The 19,137-nt window shown below is 62.1% G+C and carries 14 protein-coding genes; 12 read left to right on the forward strand and 2 right to left on the reverse strand.

Features of this window, described 5'->3' with window-relative positions:
• Positions 1–11: 11 nt before the first annotated feature.
• From ANTHELSMS3_RS20530 to ANTHELSMS3_RS20575, 10 genes are all read left to right on the forward strand, one after another.
• Positions 12–668, forward strand: coding sequence for an amino acid ABC transporter permease (locus ANTHELSMS3_RS20530; protein WP_094036491.1), 657 nt, complete (start codon positions 12–14; stop codon positions 666–668).
• Between the two features lie 15 nt (positions 669–683).
• Positions 684–1,445: an amino acid ABC transporter ATP-binding protein gene (locus tag ANTHELSMS3_RS20535; protein ID WP_094036492.1), complete on the forward strand. Its 762-nt coding sequence runs from the start codon at positions 684–686 to the stop codon at positions 1,443–1,445.
• Between the two features lie 13 nt (positions 1,446–1,458).
• Positions 1,459–2,796: an aminotransferase family protein gene (locus ANTHELSMS3_RS20540; RefSeq protein ID WP_094036493.1), complete on the forward strand. Its 1,338-nt coding sequence runs from the start codon at positions 1,459–1,461 to the stop codon at positions 2,794–2,796.
• 9 nt (positions 2,797–2,805) lie between these two features.
• A complete protein-coding gene (locus ANTHELSMS3_RS20545; RefSeq protein WP_094036494.1) occupies positions 2,806–3,732 on the forward strand; it encodes a 3-keto-5-aminohexanoate cleavage protein in 927 nt (308 codons plus the stop codon).
• 70 nt (positions 3,733–3,802) lie between these two features.
• Entirely contained in the window at positions 3,803–4,831 is a 1,029-nt protein-coding gene (locus tag ANTHELSMS3_RS20550) for a histone deacetylase family protein (protein WP_094036495.1), read from the forward strand.
• Positions 4,832–5,097: 266 nt separating this feature from the next.
• Complete coding sequence (locus ANTHELSMS3_RS20555) at positions 5,098–7,839, forward strand: PAS domain-containing protein (RefSeq protein WP_198319847.1); 2,742 nt, start codon at positions 5,098–5,100, stop codon at positions 7,837–7,839.
• Between the two features lie 272 nt (positions 7,840–8,111).
• Positions 8,112–10,277, forward strand: a complete 2,166-nt coding sequence (locus tag ANTHELSMS3_RS20560) for a PAS domain-containing protein (protein WP_198319848.1) — start codon at positions 8,112–8,114, stop codon at positions 10,275–10,277.
• Positions 10,278–10,458: 181 nt separating this feature from the next.
• Positions 10,459–11,625 (forward strand): D-alanyl-D-alanine carboxypeptidase family protein, encoded by a 1,167-nt coding sequence (locus tag ANTHELSMS3_RS20565; RefSeq protein WP_094036498.1) that lies wholly within the window; start codon positions 10,459–10,461, stop codon positions 11,623–11,625.
• A complete protein-coding gene (gene tmk, locus ANTHELSMS3_RS20570) occupies positions 11,622–12,269 on the forward strand; it encodes a dTMP kinase (RefSeq protein WP_094036499.1) in 648 nt (215 codons plus the stop codon). Before ANTHELSMS3_RS20565 ends, tmk begins: the two co-directional genes overlap by 4 nt.
• Entirely contained in the window at positions 12,266–13,414 is a 1,149-nt protein-coding gene (locus ANTHELSMS3_RS20575; protein WP_094036500.1) for a DNA polymerase III subunit delta', read from the forward strand. Before tmk ends, ANTHELSMS3_RS20575 begins: the two co-directional genes overlap by 4 nt.
• Positions 13,415–13,521: 107 nt before the next feature.
• Here the strand turns inward: ANTHELSMS3_RS20575 and ANTHELSMS3_RS20580 are convergent, their stop codons facing one another.
• A complete protein-coding gene (locus ANTHELSMS3_RS20580; RefSeq protein ID WP_094036501.1) occupies positions 13,522–14,586 on the reverse strand; it encodes an Mrp/NBP35 family ATP-binding protein in 1,065 nt (354 codons plus the stop codon).
• 13 nt (positions 14,587–14,599) lie between these two features.
• A complete protein-coding gene (locus ANTHELSMS3_RS25665; protein ID WP_157733596.1) occupies positions 14,600–14,755 on the reverse strand; it encodes a hypothetical protein in 156 nt (51 codons plus the stop codon).
• Positions 14,756–14,808: 53 nt separating this feature from the next.
• Between ANTHELSMS3_RS25665 and ANTHELSMS3_RS20590 the strand changes: the two genes are divergently transcribed.
• A complete protein-coding gene (locus tag ANTHELSMS3_RS20590) occupies positions 14,809–15,027 on the forward strand; it encodes a DUF1127 domain-containing protein (protein ID WP_094036503.1) in 219 nt (72 codons plus the stop codon).
• Between the two features lie 1,031 nt (positions 15,028–16,058).
• Entirely contained in the window at positions 16,059–19,133 is a 3,075-nt protein-coding gene (locus tag ANTHELSMS3_RS20595; protein ID WP_094036504.1) for a valine--tRNA ligase, read from the forward strand.
• Positions 19,134–19,137: the final 4 nt, after the last annotated feature.

Consider the following 19,137-nt stretch of genomic DNA (forward strand, 5'->3'; position numbering starts at 1 on the left):
AGGAGCCCGCCATGGGACTTGATTTCTCCGTGGTGCCCGGCTTTTTCGGCGTGCTGTTGATGGGGGCCGGATGGACCGTGGCCATCACCATCTGCGCTGGACTGCTCAGCTTTTTCGGCGGCATCGTCTTTGCGGTTATCGCGCTCTATGGCCATTGGGCACTGCGCTGGCCGTTCCGGGCCTTTGCCTTTTTGTTCATGGGCACGCCGCTGCTGTTGCAGCTGTTCCTGATCTACTTCGGGCTGATCCAGATCGGCATCGACCTGCCCGCCTTTGTCGCCGGGGTGATCGGTCTGGGCCTGCACTTTGCGGTCTACAACTCCGAACTGATCCAGGCCTCTATCCTGGCGGTGGACAAGGGCCAGTATGAGGGCGCGCGCACGCTGGGCCTGTCGCGCGGCCAGACCCTGCGCAAGGTCGTGATCCCGCAGGCGGTGCGCGCCGTGGTGCCGCCCATGGGCAACAACATGATCGCCCTGCTCAAGGATTCCGCACTGGTCTCCGTCATTGGCGTGATGGAACTGACCCTTGCCGCACAGCAGGCCATCAGCCGCACCTACCGCCCGTTCGAATTCTACCTTGCCGCCGCCTTTTGCTACTACATCGTCAACCTCGCGCTGGAGGCGGGATTGCGCCGTCTGGAACGCCGCATCGCCGCCTCGCGCTGAGAAAGGAACCCATCCATGTCCGATCAGGCCTTTGTCACCATCAAGAACGCCGCCAAAAGCTATGGCACGCTTGAGGTACTCAAGGACATCAACCTGACCGTCCAGCGCGGTCAGATCGTTGCCATCATCGGGCCGTCCGGCTCTGGCAAATCGACCCTGCTGCGCGCCATCAATGAACTGGATCCGCTGTCCTCGGGGGAGGTCTGGCTAGAGGATGTGCAGATCAACAAGACACTGCCGCATCGCCAATATGAGGCCCACGTCAATCAGGTGCGGCAGGACATCGGCATGGTGTTCCAGCACTTCAACCTGTTCCCCCACCTGACGGTGCGCGGCAACATCACGCTGGCGCCGCGGATGCTCAAAGGTCTGTCTGAGGCCGACGCCAACAAACTGGCTGAGGAACAACTGGCCAAGGTGGGCCTGTCGGACAAGATTGATGAATACCCCTCACGCCTGTCGGGCGGCCAGAAACAGCGCGTCGCCATCGCCCGCGCGCTGGCGATGAAACCCAAGGTGATGCTGTTCGATGAGGCAACCTCGGCGCTGGACCCCGAACTGGTCGAAGAGGTCAACCTTGTGATGAAGCAACTCGCCGAAGAGCACATGACCATGATCATCGTCACGCACGAGATGGATTTCGCCGCTTCCGTCTGTGACCGCGTGTTGTTCATGGATCAAGGCGTTGTGGTCGAAGAGGGGCCGCCCTCGGTGATCTTTCAGAACCCGGAAAACGAACGCACGCGCAATTTTCTGCGCAAACATCTCAGTCGCTGAAAGCCTGACAGACATGACCAACCTGTTCTACCAGACCAAATCGCCGCGCCCCACGCTCGACCGGGCCGAAGGCATCTATATGTGGGACACCGACGGCAAGCGGTACATCGACGGCTCAAGCGGCGCGATGGTCAGCAATATCGGTCATTCCAACCCCGCCGTGCTGGACGCCATGCGCGCCCAGATGGACAAATCCACCTTTGGCTACCGGCTGCATTTCCAGACCGACAGCTCTGAACAACTGGCCGCCAAAACAGCGGCTTTGGCCCCCGACGGATTGAACAAGGTGTTCTTTGTCTCCGGCGGGTCAGAGGCGGTGGAAAGCACGCTGAAACTGGCCCGTCAATTCGCGCTGACCCAAGGCCAGCCGCAGCGGTTCAAGGTGATCTCGCGCTATCCCAGCTATCATGGCTGCACGCTGGGGGCGCTGGCAATCACCGGCTATGCGCCGATGACAGCCCCCTTTGACCCGATGATGATGCGGATGCCCAAGGTGCCCGCCCCGCGCGCCTATCTGGACGGGCTGGACCCGACGGACCCGGCCACCGGGCTGCATTACGCCAACATGTTGGAGGCCAAGATCCTTGAGGAAGGCCCCGACACCGTGTTGGCCTTTATCGTCGAACCCGTGGGCGGCGCATCGACCGGCGCGCTGGTGCCCCCCGCCGGGTACATGCAGCGCATCCGCGAGATCTGTACCGAATACGGCGTTTTGCTGATCCACGATGAGGTCATGACCGGCGGCGGGCGCACCGGGCGCTTTTTCGGGGCCGGGCACTGGGGCGTGACGCCGGACCTGATCTCGATTTCCAAGGGGTTCGGCGGTGGCTATGTGCCCTTGGGCGCGATGATCGCGCGGGATGACATCGTCGATGCCGTAATGGGCGCGGGCGGCTTCATCCACGGGTTTACCTACGCGGGCAACCCGCTGGCCTGTGCAGCGGGCTGCGCGGTGCTGGACCAGATCGCGGAACATGACCTGATCGGCAATGCCGCGCGGATGGGTGACGCGCTGGCCGACCGGCTGCGTGGGCTGATGCAGCGCTATCCGCTGATAGGCGACGTGCGCGGCAAGGGCCTGCTGATGGCGTTCGAACTGATGGCCGACCGCGCGACCAAGGCCCCCCTGCCCGCCCATCTGAACGCCCACGCCCGGCTGGTCGACATCGCCTATGACAACGGGTTGATCATCTATTCGCGGCGCACACGCGGCGGCACATCCGGCGATCACTTTCTCGTCTGCCCGCCGATGATCGTCGATGCGGCGCAACTGGATGACCTGACCGACCGGCTGGACCGGTCTCTGGCCAGCTACATGGCGGAAATCCCGCAGTTTTCCGGCGCAGCGTAAGGAGCCTTTATGTCCAAGATCATCATCACCTGCGCTGTCACCGGGTCGATCCACACGCCTTCGATGTCGCCCCATCTGCCGATCACGGCGCAACAGATCACCGACAATGCCATCGGTGCCGCCGAGGCCGGGGCCACGATCCTGCACCTGCACGCCCGCGACCCGGAAAATGGCCGCCCCTCTGCGGACCCGGCGCATTTCATGGCCTTTCTGCCGCAGATCAAACAGCGCTGCGGCGCGGTTCTGAACATCTCGACCGGCGGCAGCGCAACGATGCCGCTGGAGGACCGGCTGGCCGCGCCGAAACAGGCCGAACCGGAGATGTGCTCGCTCAACATGGGGACAATGAACTTTGCCCTCTTCCCGGCGGTGGACAAGATCACCGATTGGAAATTCGACTGGGAAAAGCCGTTTCTGGAGGACTCCGAGGATCTGGTGTTCAAGAACACGCCGCGCGACATGGCCTATATCCTGCATGAGCTGGGCGAAAAACGCGGCGCGAGGTTCGAGTTTGAATGTTACGACCTCAGCCATCTCTACATGCTGAAACACTTTGTCGATCGCGGGCTGGTGCGCGGGCCGCTGTTCATCCAGTTCGTCTTTGGCGTGCTGGGCGGCATGGGGCCGGACCCGGAGAACCTGACCCACATGAAGATGATCGCCGACAGGCTGTTCGGTGACACCTATACGTTTTCCGTGCTGGCCGCAGGACGGCACCAGATGCCTCTGGTCACCATGTCCGCCATTCTGGGCGGTCACGTCCGCGTCGGGCTGGAGGACAGCCTGATGATCTCACGCGGGGTGCTGGCCCGGAACAACGCCGAACAGGTGGCCAAGATCCGCCGCATCGTCGAGGATCTGGGCCGCACTGTCGCCACCGCCGATGAGGCGCGCGAGATGCTGCACCTCAAGGGGGCGGACCGCACCGCGATCTAGCACGGGCCAATCCGCCCCTTTTCCCGACCTGCCCACAGACCTCTGCCCACAGCCCCCTGAAAGAACCGACATGAAAGCCATCTTCGACGACCGCCAGTGGAAACATCAGCCGCGCCATTTCATGGCAAATGGCGCGATCCTGCCGAATCCCGAACAGGCAGAGCGCATTGACCGGCTGCTGACCGGCGCACAGGCCGCCGGGTGTACCGTCGAGGCGCCAAAGGACGCGGGCCTTGCCCCGATTGCCGCGCTGCATTCGCCCGAATACCTCACCTTTCTGGAGAACATCCACACCCGCTGGCGCCGGATAGAGGGCGCGGGCGATGAGGTCATTCCCAACATCCACCCCGCCAACCGCACCGACAGTTACCCCAAATCCGCCGTCGGTCAGGCGGGCTATCATCAGGCCGACACCGCCTGCCCGATTGCCGCAGGCACATGGGAGGCCGCCTATTGGTCCGCGCAAAGCGCCGTGACCGGGGCCGATCTGATCCTTCGGGGCGAGACATCCGCCTATGTGCTGTCGCGCCCGCCCGGCCACCATGCCTTTGGCGATCTGGCGGGGGGCTTTTGCTTTTTGAACAACTCCGGCATCGCGGCAGAGCGGTTACGCGCGCAGGGTCTGCGCCCCGCCATTCTGGATGTGGATGTGCATCACGGCAACGGCACCCAAGGCATCTTTTATGACCGCGACGACGTGCTGACCGTGTCGATCCACGCGGACCCAGAGCGGTTCTACCCCTTCTTCTGGGGGCAGGCCCATGAGCGCGGCACCGGTCCCGGGCTGGGCTACAACCTGAACCTGCCGTTGGCGCGCGGTACAACGGACGACGCCTATCTTGCCACACTGGACGTGGCCCTGCGGCGCATCCGCAGCTTTGGCGCGGATGTGGTTGTGGTGGCGCTGGGGCTGGATGCCTTTGTTGACGATCCGTTCAAGGGACTGGCCGTCACGACCACCGGCTTTTCCCGCATTGGTGCCGCGATTGCCGGGCTGAACCTGCCGTGTCTCTTTGTGCAAGAGGGCGGCTATCTGTGCGATGAATTGGCGGATAATCTGACCGCCGTTCTGACCGGCCATCAGGAACACAGCGCCTGAGCCAGTGGCTGCCGCATACCACAGCCGTCGCAGCCCCGGACAGGGAGGTCTTTCGTCTCATGCCGCCACTCTCGGACAGGTGCCTAATCTTTCTGCACGACAGCCCGGCCCTCATTTGCGATGAAGGATGGGATGGATGAGCAACGAGACAGAGATCAGTGCCCCACGTCCCGTCAGCACCCGACGTCGGTTACGATCAAATCCTCCGGGATTTGCTGACAAATCGAGAAAATCGCGACCTTGGCCCTGAACAGGCGCTTGCGCAGTTGTGCAAGACATTGGCAACCACGCTGGACGCCCATCAGGCGGGCCTCTGGACCCTGAACAAGGCGACAGGCGCTTTAGACGCCAAATTCTATTGGGACCGTGACACCTGCGACGCCGAAAACGGGGCCGATCTGCCCAACGGGACCGCAGACCGGCCCATCTCGGAAGTCGATCAAGACCAGATTGTCGCCATCGCCGACATCCGGACCGATCCCCGGTGGGCGGCCTCCGCCCCGAACGCCATGTACAGCACCGAATTGCGCGCGGTGCTGGAATGCCCCCTGCGCACCCCCGCCGGACCAGCAGGGGTGGTAAGCATCGGGCACAGAGGCGCGCCCAGAAAGTGGACCGCCGAGGACATCAGCTTTGCCGCTGCGGTGGCGGGCCTGATCTCTCTGGCGATCGAACGCCATGACCTGATTGTCGCCGAAAAGGACGCCCGCGATCATGAACACAGGCTGAAGGTCTATACCGACTTGGCAACCGACTGGTTCTGGGAAACCGACTCCGACTTCAGGTTTCAAAGGCTGCATGGAAAACAGGCACGCGATGGGCAAATCCCCAAAGACTACCTAGGGCACAAATTGTGGGATGTCCCCATTCTGACGCCTTTGGAGGGAACATGGGACGCGCTAAAGAAACGGGTCGACCAAAGAAAACGGATCTTTGATTTCGTGGTGTCTGCATCCGACGGGATTGGCGACAGACATTATGCCGAAATCGCCGGTCTGCCCAAATTCAATGCCGCAGGGGAGTTTGAGGGCTACTGGGGAACCGCAAAGGATGTCACCCGACGCACACAGCATGAACTGGATCTTGCCGAAAGCCAGACAAGAGACAAGACCGCCGCAAGGCTGGTGAAACTCGCCAGTTGGACTTGGGACAAGGTCGAAGATAGGTGTTCTTATTGTTCGCCCGAACTTGCAGAGATGTTCGGTGTCACGGTCGATGAATTCCTACGCCGATCCACGTCCTGGGAAAAGGATCTGGACTGGTATCACCCGGACGATCGGGAAAGATATGCACAGGCCTCAGAGTCGGCCACGGCAACACAGTCCGGATACGACATCATTGCCCGTGTCGTGCTTGGCGATGGCACAATCCGCACGGTGCACGAAACCACAGAGCCTGTTTTCGACTCATCGGGGGCATTCGTGGCGACGATGGGCGTCCTTCTGGACATCACCGATAAGGTCGAACTGCAAGATCGGCTAATGATTCAGGAAGACCGGCTGAAAAACATCATCGACAATATACCCGGTGCGGCCTACCGCGTGAAATACGATGCGACCTTTACCAACGTGTACCACAGCAGCGGGTACCTGACGCATTTTGTCGACCCGAACACGCCGCCTGTCAAATGGCAGCAAGACCGGAACTTTCCGACGCTGGATATACCCGCAGCAGATCGCGACCGCGTCGAAAAAAGTTTGCGGCGCGCGGTATTGCTCAATCAATGCTATTCGGTCGAATACCCCGTCACCTTGCGCGATGGATCACAGCGGTGGGTGTCCGACCGTGGCCGACCGGTCGAAACGTCTGACGGCGAAATCGAACTTGAAGGTATCATGCTTGATGCCACAGAGAAACATGCGGCTCAGGACGCTCTGGCACACGCGCAGAAATTGGAAGCGGTTGGCAAATTGACCGGCGGCATTGCGCATGATTTCAACAATTTGCTGGCCGTCATTCTGGGAAATCTGGAACTATTGCGGGATGAGACAGAAAAACCCGGTCAGATTGACCTGATCGACGCGGGAATTGAGGCTGTACGACGCGGCGCCGACTTGACCAGAAACATGCTTGCGTTTGCGCGAAAGTCGCCCTTGAAACTAGAGGTTCTCAACCTCAACAGTCTGGCCGGAAAGACCAAGAACTGGATTGGTCGGACGCTTCCGGCGAACATCCTTGTCGAGACATCTCTGCTGGCCGGGTTGTGGAAAATCGAGGCCGATGCCAGCGCGACGCAAAGCGCCATACTCAATCTCGTTCTGAACGCGCGGGACGCCATGCCCAACGGCGGCAAGATGACCATTGAAACGTCGAACGTGCGCATAGACGAAGAGTATATCGAAAACCGGTTCGAGGACATGGAACCCGGTCGCTATGTGATGCTGGCGGTCAGCGATAATGGTCATGGAATCCCGAAGGACATTGTGGACGACATCTTTGAGCCGTTCTTCACGACAAAACCGCCCGGGTCCGGATCCGGGCTTGGCCTGTCGATGATCCTTGGGTTCATGAAGCAATCCGGCGGCAGCGTGCGGGTCTATTCAGAGCCAGGTGTCGGAACAACTTTCAAACTCTTTTTCAAGGCCTTGCACTCAGATACGCTGATTTCGGACGTCCCGAACGCCGGCTTGCCGTTGGCGCAGGGGGCTGCGCGGATTCTGTTGGTCGAGGACAACACCGGGGTTCTTGCCGTGTTGCGATCCACCCTGACCAGAGCGGGATATGACATCAAAACCGCAAGTTCCGGCGATCTGGCCCGCGACATATTCGAGGCAAATCCCGATTTTGATTTGCTGCTCACCGACATCGTCATGCCCGGCGCGCTCCAGGGCACGGCCCTGGCCAAGGCCCTGCGCGAAATTCGCCCGGACCTAAAGGTCATCTTCATGTCCGGCTACGCCAGTGAGGCCACCGTCCACGGCAACGGGTTGCGCCCCGAAGACATCAGACTGATGAAGCCTATCGGAAGAACCGTCTTGTTTCAGGCCATCGAAAAGGCGTTGGGCTGACAAACGAGCCGCACCGCCAATCTGTGCCGTTTGCGGACACCGTCCGGGGCAAACCGATCCCCGGCCACGCCAGACTGCCGTGCGGGTCGCTGGTGCCCTTGGGACACGGATCAATTGCGGATCACACAAGTGATTGCCGCCATTTTCCGCTCTCAATCGGCCAATACGGTATAACCGCCTTTCGACAGGTCAATTAACAGGACATTAAATTTGCGCCGTCAACTGACGTAGGTTAGCCTGATTTTCAGAGCATGGTTTGCGATGGACACCTGATGTTTATTCAAATTCTTCAGAACACCGCGTTGCTTTGCTTTGCAGCTGTTGGACTGCACCTTGTCTGGCGGCACGGCGAATTGGCGCGGTCTCTTGTCGGAAAGCTGCTGATCGGTCTCAGCTTCGGCTTTGTCGCCTTTCTTGTCACCGCAACGCCTGTCGTTCTGCCGGACGGGGCCACGATCGACGCCCGCGCCGGACCGGTCATTCTGGCCGGCATCGTCGGCGGACCGGTCGCCGCCATTATCGCCGGTCTGCTTGGTGCGCTGGCGCGCGGCTATTTTGGCGGGTATTTCGTGTTCTCTGGCGTCGTCTCCTATGCGGCATACGCACTGGCAGGGTCGGCCTTGTCCATGCGCTATTTCACAAACGCCCTCGGCACGCGACTGGGCCCACTGCGCATCGCGGCGGCCTCGGCCCTGAGCATTTTCGCCGCGTCTCTCATGTACTTTCTGATCACCCCGCAAAGCGTCGCTATAGACTGGATCACGCAGGATTTTCCGGTGATCGCGGTGGCGAACACTTTGTCGATCATCATGACCGGATATGTGGTGCATTTTGCGATCGAATTCGCCGAACGCAAGGCAAAGCTCATCTCAGCGCTAAAGACGCTGGAACTCGCCAAATCCGCAGGCGGGATCGGCATATGGGAAATCGACACCCGGACCGGGGTCGCATCATGGGACGACATCAACCAGAACCTGCACGGCCTCACCTTGAAGGACGGCAAGGGGACGTTCGACGACTGGGCCAAAACGCTGCATCCCGAAGATCAGCCCCGTGTTCAAAAGGAATTCGAGGCCGCGCTGAGCGAAACTGAGCCCTTCAACACAACCTACCGTGTCATCCACCCGGACGGATCAATCCGCCACCTGAAGGGAAACGCAATCATTCAGCGCGATGAGGCAGGCACACCGATCAGGGTGGTCGGGGCAAACGTCGACCTGACCAGCGCCGAGGCCAAGGACCGGGCGTTGTTGCAATCGCAAAGGGTCGCCGCCCAAGCACAAAAGCTGGACGCCATCGGCAAGCTGACCGGCGGCGTCGCCCATGATTTCAACAACCTTCTTGCCGTCATTCAGGGCAATCTTGAACTGCTGCTGCAGGATCAGGACGAACATCACTTCCCCGAAAGCGAACGGGCCGACATTCTTACCAGCGCGATCTCGGCGACCCGGCGCGGCGGTGAGCTGACGCGCAACATGCTGGCATTTGCGCGCATGTCGCGGCTGGAACCCAGACGTATCAAGGTCAACGATCTGGTGCGGGAAACCGAGACGTGGCTGGCCCGTGCGATCCCGTCCAGCATCGAAATGGAAACCAATCTGCAACACGGGCTCTGGCAGGCCGAACTGGACCCGGCCAGCCTGCAAAGCGCGCTGGTCAACACCGTCGTCAATGCCCGCGACGCCATGCCCGACGGTGGCAAACTGACCATCGAAACCAGTAATGTCCGCATCGATTCCGACTATATCATCGACCGCGAAGAAGACGTGCCGCCCGGCAGGTATGTGATGCTGGCGGTCACAGACACCGGCACTGGCATCCCCGAGGATCTTTTACCAACCGTGTTCGAACCCTTTGTCTCGAGCAAGGACAGCTCCGTCGGCAGCGGTCTTGGACTTTCCATGGTTCAGGGGTTTGTCAAACAAAGCCGTGGATTTGTCCGGATCTATTCCGAGATCGACGTCGGGACCAGCATCAAGATGTTCTTCCCCGCGCTCGATTCTCCGGATCAGGCAGAGCCGGTTGCGCAATCCGCCCCCCCCGACAGCGGGCAGCCAGAGGCAACCGGGCTGGCGCGGATTCTGATCGCCGAGGATCAGCTCGAGGTGCTCTCGATGATCGTGCGCACCTTGACCTCTGCCGGTTACACGGTCGATGCGGCCACTAATGGCCAGGATGCCTATGACCTGTTCAAGGCAAACAGATCCTATGATTTGCTGCTCACGGATGTGGTCATGCCCGGAGAGATGCGCGGCCCGGACCTGGCCCGCGCCTGCCGGGCGCTCGAGGCCGACCTACCGGTCATTTTCATGTCTGGCTACGCCAGTGAGGCAACAGTGCACGGCAATGGCCTGCGGGCCGACGATATCCGCCTGATGAAGCCGGTCCCGCGGGTGGAACTGCTGGGATCGATCGAACGGCTACTGGAAAAAGGGTGACGGACCGGGATTGACGCACCTGCGCCCTGGGGCAGCTGGGGCAGAGGAACACGCAAAAGCCCCCCGGGCGCGGGCTCTTGCGCGCAAATCCCCACCGATTGACCACCCATCGGGATGACAGCGCGCGCCACATGGGCGATAAGCGCCAAGGGTGACGCACAACCGACTCAAAGGGGTATCCATGAGCATCATGTCCCGCAGCCTCCTGGCCGCCACAGCACTGGTCTTTGCCGCCACGGCGTCCATGGCCTTTGACACACGCGCAAGGGCCGCCTTTGTGCTGGATCAGACCACCGGCACGGTCTTGCTGACCAAAGAGGCCGATCAGGCGCTGCCGCCCGCGTCCATGTCAAAGCTCATGACACTTTACATCGCGTTTGAGGCGCTCCGCGATGGCCGCCTGCAACGGGACGAACGGTTGCCGGTCTCGGCGCACGCCATGTCCTTTGGCGGCTCGACCATGTTTCTGGACACCACCGACCGGGTCAAGGTCGAGGATCTGCTGCGCGGCGTCATTGTCCTGTCCGGCAACGATGCCTGTGTCGTGCTGGCAGAGGCGCTGTCTCCCGACGGCACCGAGGGCGGCTTTGCCCGTCTTATGACTCAGCGCGCGCAACAGCTTGGCATGACTTCCTCGACTTTCAAGAACGCCTCTGGTTGGCCCGCGCAGGGGCACGCCATGTCGATGCGCGATCTGGTCTTGCTGGCCAACCTCATCATCTCCGATTTCCCCGAGTTTTATCCGATGTTCTCGGAACGGGTTTTCGAGTTTGACGGCCGCGCGCCGTCGAACGTCAACAACCGCAACCCGCTGTTGGGGCTGGGCATCGGCGCGGACGGGCTAAAAACCGGCCACACCCAAGAGGCGGGCTATGGACTTGTCGGCAGCGCCACCAACGGCAACCGCCGCGTGGTCTTTGCCATCACCGGATTGGACAGCACCCGCGCCCGCGCCGAAGAGGCAGAGGCCATCGTCAACTGGGCCTTTCGCCAATTTGCCGAACAGACCGTTGTGACCAAGGACAAAAGCGTCGCCACCGCCGAGGTCTGGATGGGCTCTGCCGATGAGGTGCATCTTGTCGCTGAAAAGGATGTGACCTTGCTGCTGCCCACCATGACGGCGGGCGGCATCAAGGCCGAGGTGGTCTATACCGGCCCGATCGAGGCCCCTGTGGCCAAAGGTCAGAAACTGGCCGAATTGATCATCCAACCCGAAGGTCTGCCGGAAACCCGCGTGCCGCTGGTCGCCGCCGACAAGGTAGATGCAGGCGGCTTTGTCGACCGGATCATGACCGTCAGCAGCCTGCTGATAAAACGCTTTTCCGAAGACGCCGGGGACGCAATGTGAATGAGACGAACAGGCCTTGGCCGGGCCTTTTCATCAGTTTTGAGGGCATCGACGGTTCGGGTAAATCCACCCAGGCCCGCCGCCTGTCCGAAACCCTGCGCAATCGGGGGCTGAACCCCGTCCTGACCCGCGAACCCGGCGGCAGCCCGGGGGCAGAGGAAATCCGCGCGCTGGTCCTGCAGGGCGATCCGGACCGCTGGTCCGCCGAAACCGAATTGCTGCTGTTCACCGCCGCGCGCCGTGATCACCTTGAACGGGTCATCCGACCCGCGCTGGAAGCGGGCCGCGTTGTGATCTGCGACCGTTTTGCCGACTCGACCCGCATGTATCAGGGCCGAGGCGGCCTGCGCGACAAGGTCGACGCCCTGCACAACCTGATGATCGGGGTTGAGCCTGACCTGACGCTATTGGTGGACATGCCTGCCGATGCAGGCCTCTCCCGCGCCAAGGCGCGCGCCACCGATGAAGAACGGTTTGAGGACTTCGGCCTCGCCCTGCAACAACAGATGCGCGACGGCTTTCTGGCTCTGGCACAGGATCACCCGAACCGCTTTCGAGTGATCGACGGCAACCGCGACATCACCACCGTCGCGACAGAAATCCTCGATACCGTCACGCCCTATCTGCCCGCGTGCCCGGCATGAGCGACCTCGCCGATCTGCCCGAACCGGACCGCCTGACCGGCGCGCCGCACCCGCGTGAAACCGCGCGCGTGATCGGCCAATCCGAGGCAGAGCAGACCTTTCTGACCGCCTACACTTCGGGCCGCCTGCACCACGGCTGGCTGCTGACCGGACCGCGCGGCACCGGCAAGGCGACTCTGGCCTGGGAAATCGCACGATTCCTTCTGGCGACGCCCCCGGATGAGGGTGACGGCCTCTTCGGTGCGCCGCCCCCGCCCGACACCCTGCATATCGACCCCGAACACCCCGTCGCCCGCCGGATGCTGGCCCTGTCGGAACCCGGCCTGTTCCTGCTGCGCCGAGGCGGCGCCGGCTCCACCGACACGGAACGCGACAAGGCGCTGAAAGAGGGCCGCTTCTCTGACGTTATCCGCGTCGATGAAATCCGCAAACTCAACGCGTTCTTCGGCCTCTCGGCGGCGGATGGCGGGCGCCGCGTCGTCATCGTCGACAGCGCCGACGAGATGACCAATCAGGCCGCCAACGCCCTGCTGAAAATGCTCGAAGAACCGCCCGCCCGCACCACGCTCTTGCTGCTCAGCCACCAACCCGCCCGCCTGCTGCCCACAATCCGCTCCCGTTGCCGCACCCTGCGCCTTGCCCCACTGCCCCCGGAGGACATGGCTCAAGCACTGGCCCAAGCCGGGGCAGAGGTCGCGCCCAATGACGTCGCTCCCCTGACCACCCTTGCCGAAGGGTCCGTCGGCGCGGCCATGCGGCTGCTGACCCTCGACGGGCTGGCTCTGTATCGCGAAATCCTGAAACTGCTCTCCGGCCTGCCCGCCCTCGACCGCGCCGCCCTGCTGTCATTGGCGGACAGCTGCGCGGGCAAGGGAAAGGAATCGCGCCTTGATCTGGTGCTGACGCTGGCCGACCAACTGGCCGCCCGCCTCGCCCGAACCGGCGTCACCGGCCACCCCCCGCCCGAAATCATGAGCGGCGAAGGCGATATGCTGACCCGCCTCGCCCCCGATCCCGCAGCGGGCCGCCGCTGGGCCAATGTCTCACAAGAGGCAGGCGACCGCGCCCGCCACGCCCGCGCCGTGAACATCGACCCGGCGGCGCTGATCACCGACCTGTTCCTGCACCTGCAAAAAGCGGCCTGACACTGGTCCCCGTCAAACGCATTGGGCGGGACATCATGCCCCGCCCCAGCTTCTTCTTTGTCCAAATACCCAAACCCGCGCCGCAGGCGCGCCAGCACCGGCAGGGATCAGACGATCCCGCTTTTGATCAGCCGATCCGCCAACTGCGCATAAGACTGCGCCATCGCACTGTCACCCAGCGCAATCGGCTGACCGCCATCGCCGCCCAGCCTTGTGTCCAGATCAATCGGCAACTGCGCCAACAGCGGCAGTCCCATCTTCTCGGCCTCCGTCACCACACCACCGTGACCAAAGATATGACTGTCCTTGCCGCAATGCGGGCAGGTGAACACCGCCATGTTCTCGATCAGTCCTAACACCGGCGTGTTCAACGTCGCAAACGCATCCAGTGCCTTGCGCGCGTCCAGCAGCGCCACATCCTGCGGAGTCGAGACCACAATCGCCCCCGCCACCTCGGATTTCTGACACAACGACAGTTGCACATCCCCGGTGCCCGGCGGCAGATCGACAATCAGCACATCCTTGGTGCCCCACTCGACCTGCATCAGCATCTGCTGCAGCGCGCCCATCAGCATCGGCCCGCGCCAGACCACCGCCTTATCCTCGGCCAGCATGGACCCAATCGACATGACAGTGACGCCATGCGCCTCCAGCGGGATGATCGTCTTGCCGTCCGGGCTGGCAGGTTTTGCGGTCAACCCGAACATGCGCGGCTGACTGGGGCCATGAATATCCGCATCCAACAGGCCCACCCGTTTGCCCGCCCGCGCCAGCGCCACCGCCAGATTGGCCGAAACTGTGGATTTGCCCACGCCGCCCTTGCCCGACCCGATGGCAAGGATCGTCTTGACGCCTGCGGGCTTCATCACGCCCTCTTGCGGTTTGGCGTGTCCCCCCACCTTTAGCTGTGGCGGCGCTTTGCCGGCGGTCGGCGCGCTGAGCACCGCACTGGCAGAGGTCACACCAGCGACAGAGGCCGCAGCCCGCTCTGCTACCTGCCGCAACGGCTCCATCCGTTTGGCCGACTCGGCGCTCTGCGCCTCAATGACAAAGCGCACAACCCCGCCATCCACCCGCAAGGCTCGAATCATGTCTCTGGAAATCAGGTTTCCACCATCCGGCAATTCCACCTGTTTCAGCACTGTTTCGACGGCCGTCTTGATCTCAGACATGATTCTTCCTCGCTCACATTCCATTTTGGGTGGCGGTGACCTTGCGGCAACACAACCCATATCCATCTTTCTGCGCATCCATAGGGCGCTCGACGAAAAAATGAACATCATTCATATGCAATTTCTGCATGGCGGCATTGCCTATCCGTCCATTGTGCAGCTGCAGCATTTGCCCCATCTTTAGCGCAACCAAACGAACACAAACACTGAGGCACCGAAACAATGGCACTTGCAACTGCGAACATCACCAAAGCCCACGGCGGTTTGGGCGCACGATTTGCCAATTTGGTAGAGGCCCTGCAGGCCCGCGCCGCGCGCCGCAAAATCTACCGCGAAACCTATAGTGAGCTGGCATCGCTCAGCAACCGCGACCTTGCCGATCTTGGTCTGGCGCGCAGCGAAATCGGTCGCATCGCCTGGCAGGCGGCCAACGAAATCTGAGAATACAGGCCGGAGCGTTCTCCTCCCTGCTCCGCCTGAACTGGTGCCGATCTTCTCCTCCTCCCTTGAGGATCGGCGCCGCTAACAAAAGGGGCGAAAGCCTCGACTGAATGCGGGATCTCCTCCCAATTGACCCGCAGACAAAGCGGCGGCACCTCTCCTCCTCCCTGGTGTCGCCGCACCTAAATTCCGGGTCCCGATGACCCAACCGAAATGTGCGGTCCCTCTCCTCCTCCCTGGGACCAAACATTCGCGGCGATGCCTCTCCTCCTCCCTGGCATCGCCGCACGCTATTTCCGGGTCCCGATGACCCGACACGCAATGTGCGGTCCCTCTCCTCCTCCCTGGGACCAAACATTCGCGGCGGCACCTCTCCTCCTCCCTGGTGTCGCCGCACCTAATTCCGGGTCCCGATGACCCAACCGAAATGTGAGGTCCCTCTCCTCCTCCCTGGGACCAAACATTCGCGGCGATGCCTCTCCTCCTCCCTGGCATCGCCGCACGCTATTTCCGGGTCCCGATGACCCGACACGCAATGTGAGGTCCCTCTCCTCCTCCCTGGGACCAAACATTCGCGGCGGCACCTCTCCTCCTCCCTGGTGTCGCCGCACCTAATTCCGGGTCCCGATGACCCAACCGAAATGTGAGGTCCCTCTCCTCCTCCCTGGGACCAAACATTCGCGGCGATGCCTCTCCTCCTCCCTGGCATCGCCGCACGCTATTTCCGGGTCCCGATGACCCGACACGCAATGTGAGGTCCCTCTCCTCCTCCCTGGGACCAAACATTCGCGGCGATGCCTCTCCTCCTCCCTGGCATCGCCGCACCCTTATCGTTTCGAGGCCCCTCTCCTCCTCCCTGGGGCTCTCGTTGACTCAACCCGCGATGCTTGTCATCGCGGGTTTTTTTCCGTGCTTTCCCCCGTTCTGGACCCGCCGTGGCCGCCCTCGGACAGCGGCCCGGTCTCCGCGCCCCTTCCCCTTGGCGTCCACCTGTCGTAGACCCAGCGCCAACACAGACGAGGACGAGACCGATGCCGCTGGAAAAGAGTTTCAACGCTGCCGAGGCCGAACCGCGCCTCACCGCCAAATGGCTGGACACAGGGGCCTTCCGCGCCGGGGCAAACCGCTCGCGCGACGAAAGTTTTACAATCATGATCCCGCCGCCGAACGTCACCGGCGCGCTGCATGTGGGCCATGCGTTCAACAACACGCTGCAGGACATCCTGACCCGCTGGCACCGGATGCGCGGCTTTGACACGCTCTGGCAGCCCGGACAGGACCACGCGGGCATCGCGACCCAGCTGCAGGTCGAGAAAAAGCTCAAAGCCGAAGAAGGCAAGCGCCGCACCGATCTGACGCGCCCCGAATTTCTGGACAAGGTCTGGGAATGGAAAGGCCAATACGGCGGGACCATCATCAACCAGCTGCAGCGCCTCGGCTGTTCCTGCGACTGGGACCGCAACGCCTTTACCATGGCGGGCGCGCCGGGTGACCCGAAGACGGGGCATGAAAACAGCCCCAACTTTCACGACGCCGTCATCAAGGTCTTTGTCGACATGTTCGACAAGGGGCTGATTTATCGCGGCAAACGCCTCGTGAACTGGGACCCGCATTTTGAGACCGCGATTTCCGACCTTGAGGTCGAGAACATCGAAACCCCCGGCCACATGTGGCACTTCAAATACCCGCTCGCCGGTGGCGTCACCTATATGTACGAGGAAAAGGACGAAGAGGGCAAAACCGTCTTCTCCGAAGAACGCGATTACATCTCCATCGCCACCACCCGCCCCGAAACCATGCTGGGCGATGGTGCCGTTGCCGTACACCCATCGGACGAACGCTATGCCTCGATCGTTGGCCAACTCTGCGAAATCCCCGTCGGCCCGAAAGAGCACCGCCGTCTGATCCCGATCATCACCGACGAATACCCCGACCCCACCTTTGGCTCGGGCGCGGTCAAGATCACCGGCGCGCATGACTTCAACGACTACCAGGTCGCCAAGCGCGGCGGCATCCCCATGTACCGCCTGATGGACACCCGCGCCCAGATGCGCGACGACGGCGCGCCCTACGCCGAGGCCGCCGCGATCGCCATGAAGGTGGCCCAAGGCAAACAAACCCTGACAGAGGCCGAGGCCGACGCCATCAACCTTGTCCCCGACCACCTGCGCGGCCTCGACCGGTTTGAGGCCCGCGAAAAGGTCATCGCCGAGATCACCGCCGAGGGCCTGGCCGTCATGACGACGTCGGACGACCCCCGCCTTGGCCCGCAGAAAAAGCTAAAAAAAGGCGAGGAACCGCCCGCCGTCACCCCCGCCCCGCTGGTCGAATCCAAGCCGATCATGCAGCCCTTTGGCGACCGCTCCAAGGTCGTCATCGAACCGATGCTGACCGACCAGTGGTTTGTCGAAACCTCTGAAATCGTTGGCCCCGCGCTGGATGCCGTCCGCAGTGGCGACATCAAGATCATGCCGGAATCGGGCGAGAAAGTGTACTACAACTGGCTCGACAATATCGAACCATGGTGCATCTCACGCCAGTTGTGGTGGGGCCACCAGATCCCGGTCTGGTACATCCCCGGCGAAGAGGACTGGTACCCGATCTGCGCCGCGAACGAATCCGAAGCGTTGGACAAGGCCCGCGCCATTTCCGCCGAAGGCACCGAATTCCGCATCGTCGAGAACGCTCAAGAGGCGGCTGAGGTGCTCGAAGACCTCCGCGAGCACATGCATCTGCGCACCGAAGGCCGCATTCGCACCGCCGATAGCCCCGCGCAACTGCCCATGTTCCGCGACCCCGACGTGCTGGACACATGGTTCTCATCCGGTCTCTGGCCCATCGGCACCCTTGGCTGGCCCGAGCAAACCGATGAACTCAAACGATTCTTCCCGACCTCCGTGCTGATCACCGGGCAGGACATCCTGTTCTTCTGGGTGGCGCGGATGATCATGATGCAGCTTGCCGTCGTCGATCAGATCCCCTTCCACACCGTCTACCTGCACCAGCTCGTCCGCGACGAGAAGGGCAAGAAGATGTCGAAAACCACCGGCAACGTCATCGACCCGCTGGAGATCGTTGACGACTACGGTGCCGACGCGCTGCGCTTTACCAATGCCTCGATGGCTTCTATCGGTGGCGTGCTGAAACTCTCGGTCGACCGCATCGCGGGCTACCGCAATTTCGGAACAAAACTCTGGAACGCCTGCCGCTTTGCCGAGATGAACGGCGTTTTCGAGGGCCACGCCACCCGCGCCGAGGCCCCGCAGGCCGCGCAAACCGTGAACAAGTGGATCTTGGGTGAAACCGCCCGCGTGCGCGAAACCGTGGATCTGGCGCTGACCGAATACCGCTTCAACGATGCGGCCAACGCGCTTTATGCCTTCACTTGGGGCAAGGTCTGCGACTGGTACGTCGAATTCGCCAAACCCCTGTTCGACGCGCAGGATGAGGCCGTCGTGGCCGAGACCCGCCAGACGATGGCATGGGTGCTGGACCAGTGCCTGACCCTGCTGCACCCGATCATGCCCTTCATCACAGAGGAACTCTGGGACACGCTGGGCGCGCGGTCCAAACTGCTGGTTCACGCCGATTGGCCGACCTATGCCGCCGCCGACATGGTCGACCCGGCCGCTGAGGCCGAAATGTCATGGGTTATCGCCCTGATCGAAGGCGTCCGGTCGGCGCGCGCGCAAATGCACGTCCCCGCGGGCCTTTATGTGCCGATGCTGGTCAAGGGCATCTCTGCCGACGAACAGGCCGCGTGGGACCGCAATGAGGTGCTGATCAAGCGCCTCGCCCGGATCGAGGGGCTAGAGGCGGTCGCCGACTTCCCCAAAGGCTGCGTGACCGTCCCCGTGGGCAACGCCACCTTTGGCCTGCCGCTGGCCGACATCATTGATGTAGGCGAAGAAAAGGCCCGTCTGGAAAAGACCCTTGGCAAGCTGGGCAAGGAAATCGGCGGACTTAAAGGCCGGTTGAACAACCCCAAATTCGCCGTCTCCGCCCCGCCGGAAGTGGTCGAAGAAGCCCAGGAAAACCTCCGCCTGCGCGAAGGCGAAGAGGCCAAGCTGAAAGAAGCGCTGGCGCGACTGGCCGAAATCGGCTGACGAT

Origin of the sequence: Antarctobacter heliothermus (genome assembly GCF_002237555.1) — a bacterium.
In the GTDB taxonomy this organism is placed as follows: Bacteria; Pseudomonadota; Alphaproteobacteria; order Rhodobacterales; family Rhodobacteraceae; genus Antarctobacter; species Antarctobacter heliothermus_B.

What these genes read in the sequence shown, in the direction of transcription:
- ANTHELSMS3_RS20535 (WP_094036492.1), top strand. Translation starts at nt 684, where the DNA reads ATGTCCGATCAGGCCTTTGTCACCATCAAGAACGCCGCCAAAAGCTAT.
- ANTHELSMS3_RS20530 (WP_094036491.1), top strand. Translation starts at nt 12, where the DNA reads ATGGGACTTGATTTCTCCGTGGTGCCCGGCTTTTTCGGCGTGCTGTTG.
- ANTHELSMS3_RS20545 (WP_094036494.1), top strand. Translation starts at nt 2,806, where the DNA reads ATGTCCAAGATCATCATCACCTGCGCTGTCACCGGGTCGATCCACACG.
- ANTHELSMS3_RS20540 (WP_094036493.1), top strand. Translation starts at nt 1,459, where the DNA reads ATGACCAACCTGTTCTACCAGACCAAATCGCCGCGCCCCACGCTCGAC.
- ANTHELSMS3_RS20550 (WP_094036495.1), top strand. Translation starts at nt 3,803, where the DNA reads ATGAAAGCCATCTTCGACGACCGCCAGTGGAAACATCAGCCGCGCCAT.
- ANTHELSMS3_RS25665 (WP_157733596.1), bottom strand. Translation starts at nt 14,755, where the DNA reads ATGCTGCAGCTGCACAATGGACGGATAGGCAATGCCGCCATGCAGAAA.
- ANTHELSMS3_RS20580 (WP_094036501.1), bottom strand. Translation starts at nt 14,586, where the DNA reads ATGTCTGAGATCAAGACGGCCGTCGAAACAGTGCTGAAACAGGTGGAA.
- ANTHELSMS3_RS20560 (WP_198319848.1), top strand. Translation starts at nt 8,112, where the DNA reads ATGTTTATTCAAATTCTTCAGAACACCGCGTTGCTTTGCTTTGCAGCT.
- ANTHELSMS3_RS20590 (WP_094036503.1), top strand. Translation starts at nt 14,809, where the DNA reads ATGGCACTTGCAACTGCGAACATCACCAAAGCCCACGGCGGTTTGGGC.
- ANTHELSMS3_RS20595 (WP_094036504.1), top strand. Translation starts at nt 16,059, where the DNA reads ATGCCGCTGGAAAAGAGTTTCAACGCTGCCGAGGCCGAACCGCGCCTC.
- ANTHELSMS3_RS20575 (WP_094036500.1), top strand. Translation starts at nt 12,266, where the DNA reads ATGAGCGACCTCGCCGATCTGCCCGAACCGGACCGCCTGACCGGCGCG.
- ANTHELSMS3_RS20565 (WP_094036498.1), top strand. Translation starts at nt 10,459, where the DNA reads ATGAGCATCATGTCCCGCAGCCTCCTGGCCGCCACAGCACTGGTCTTT.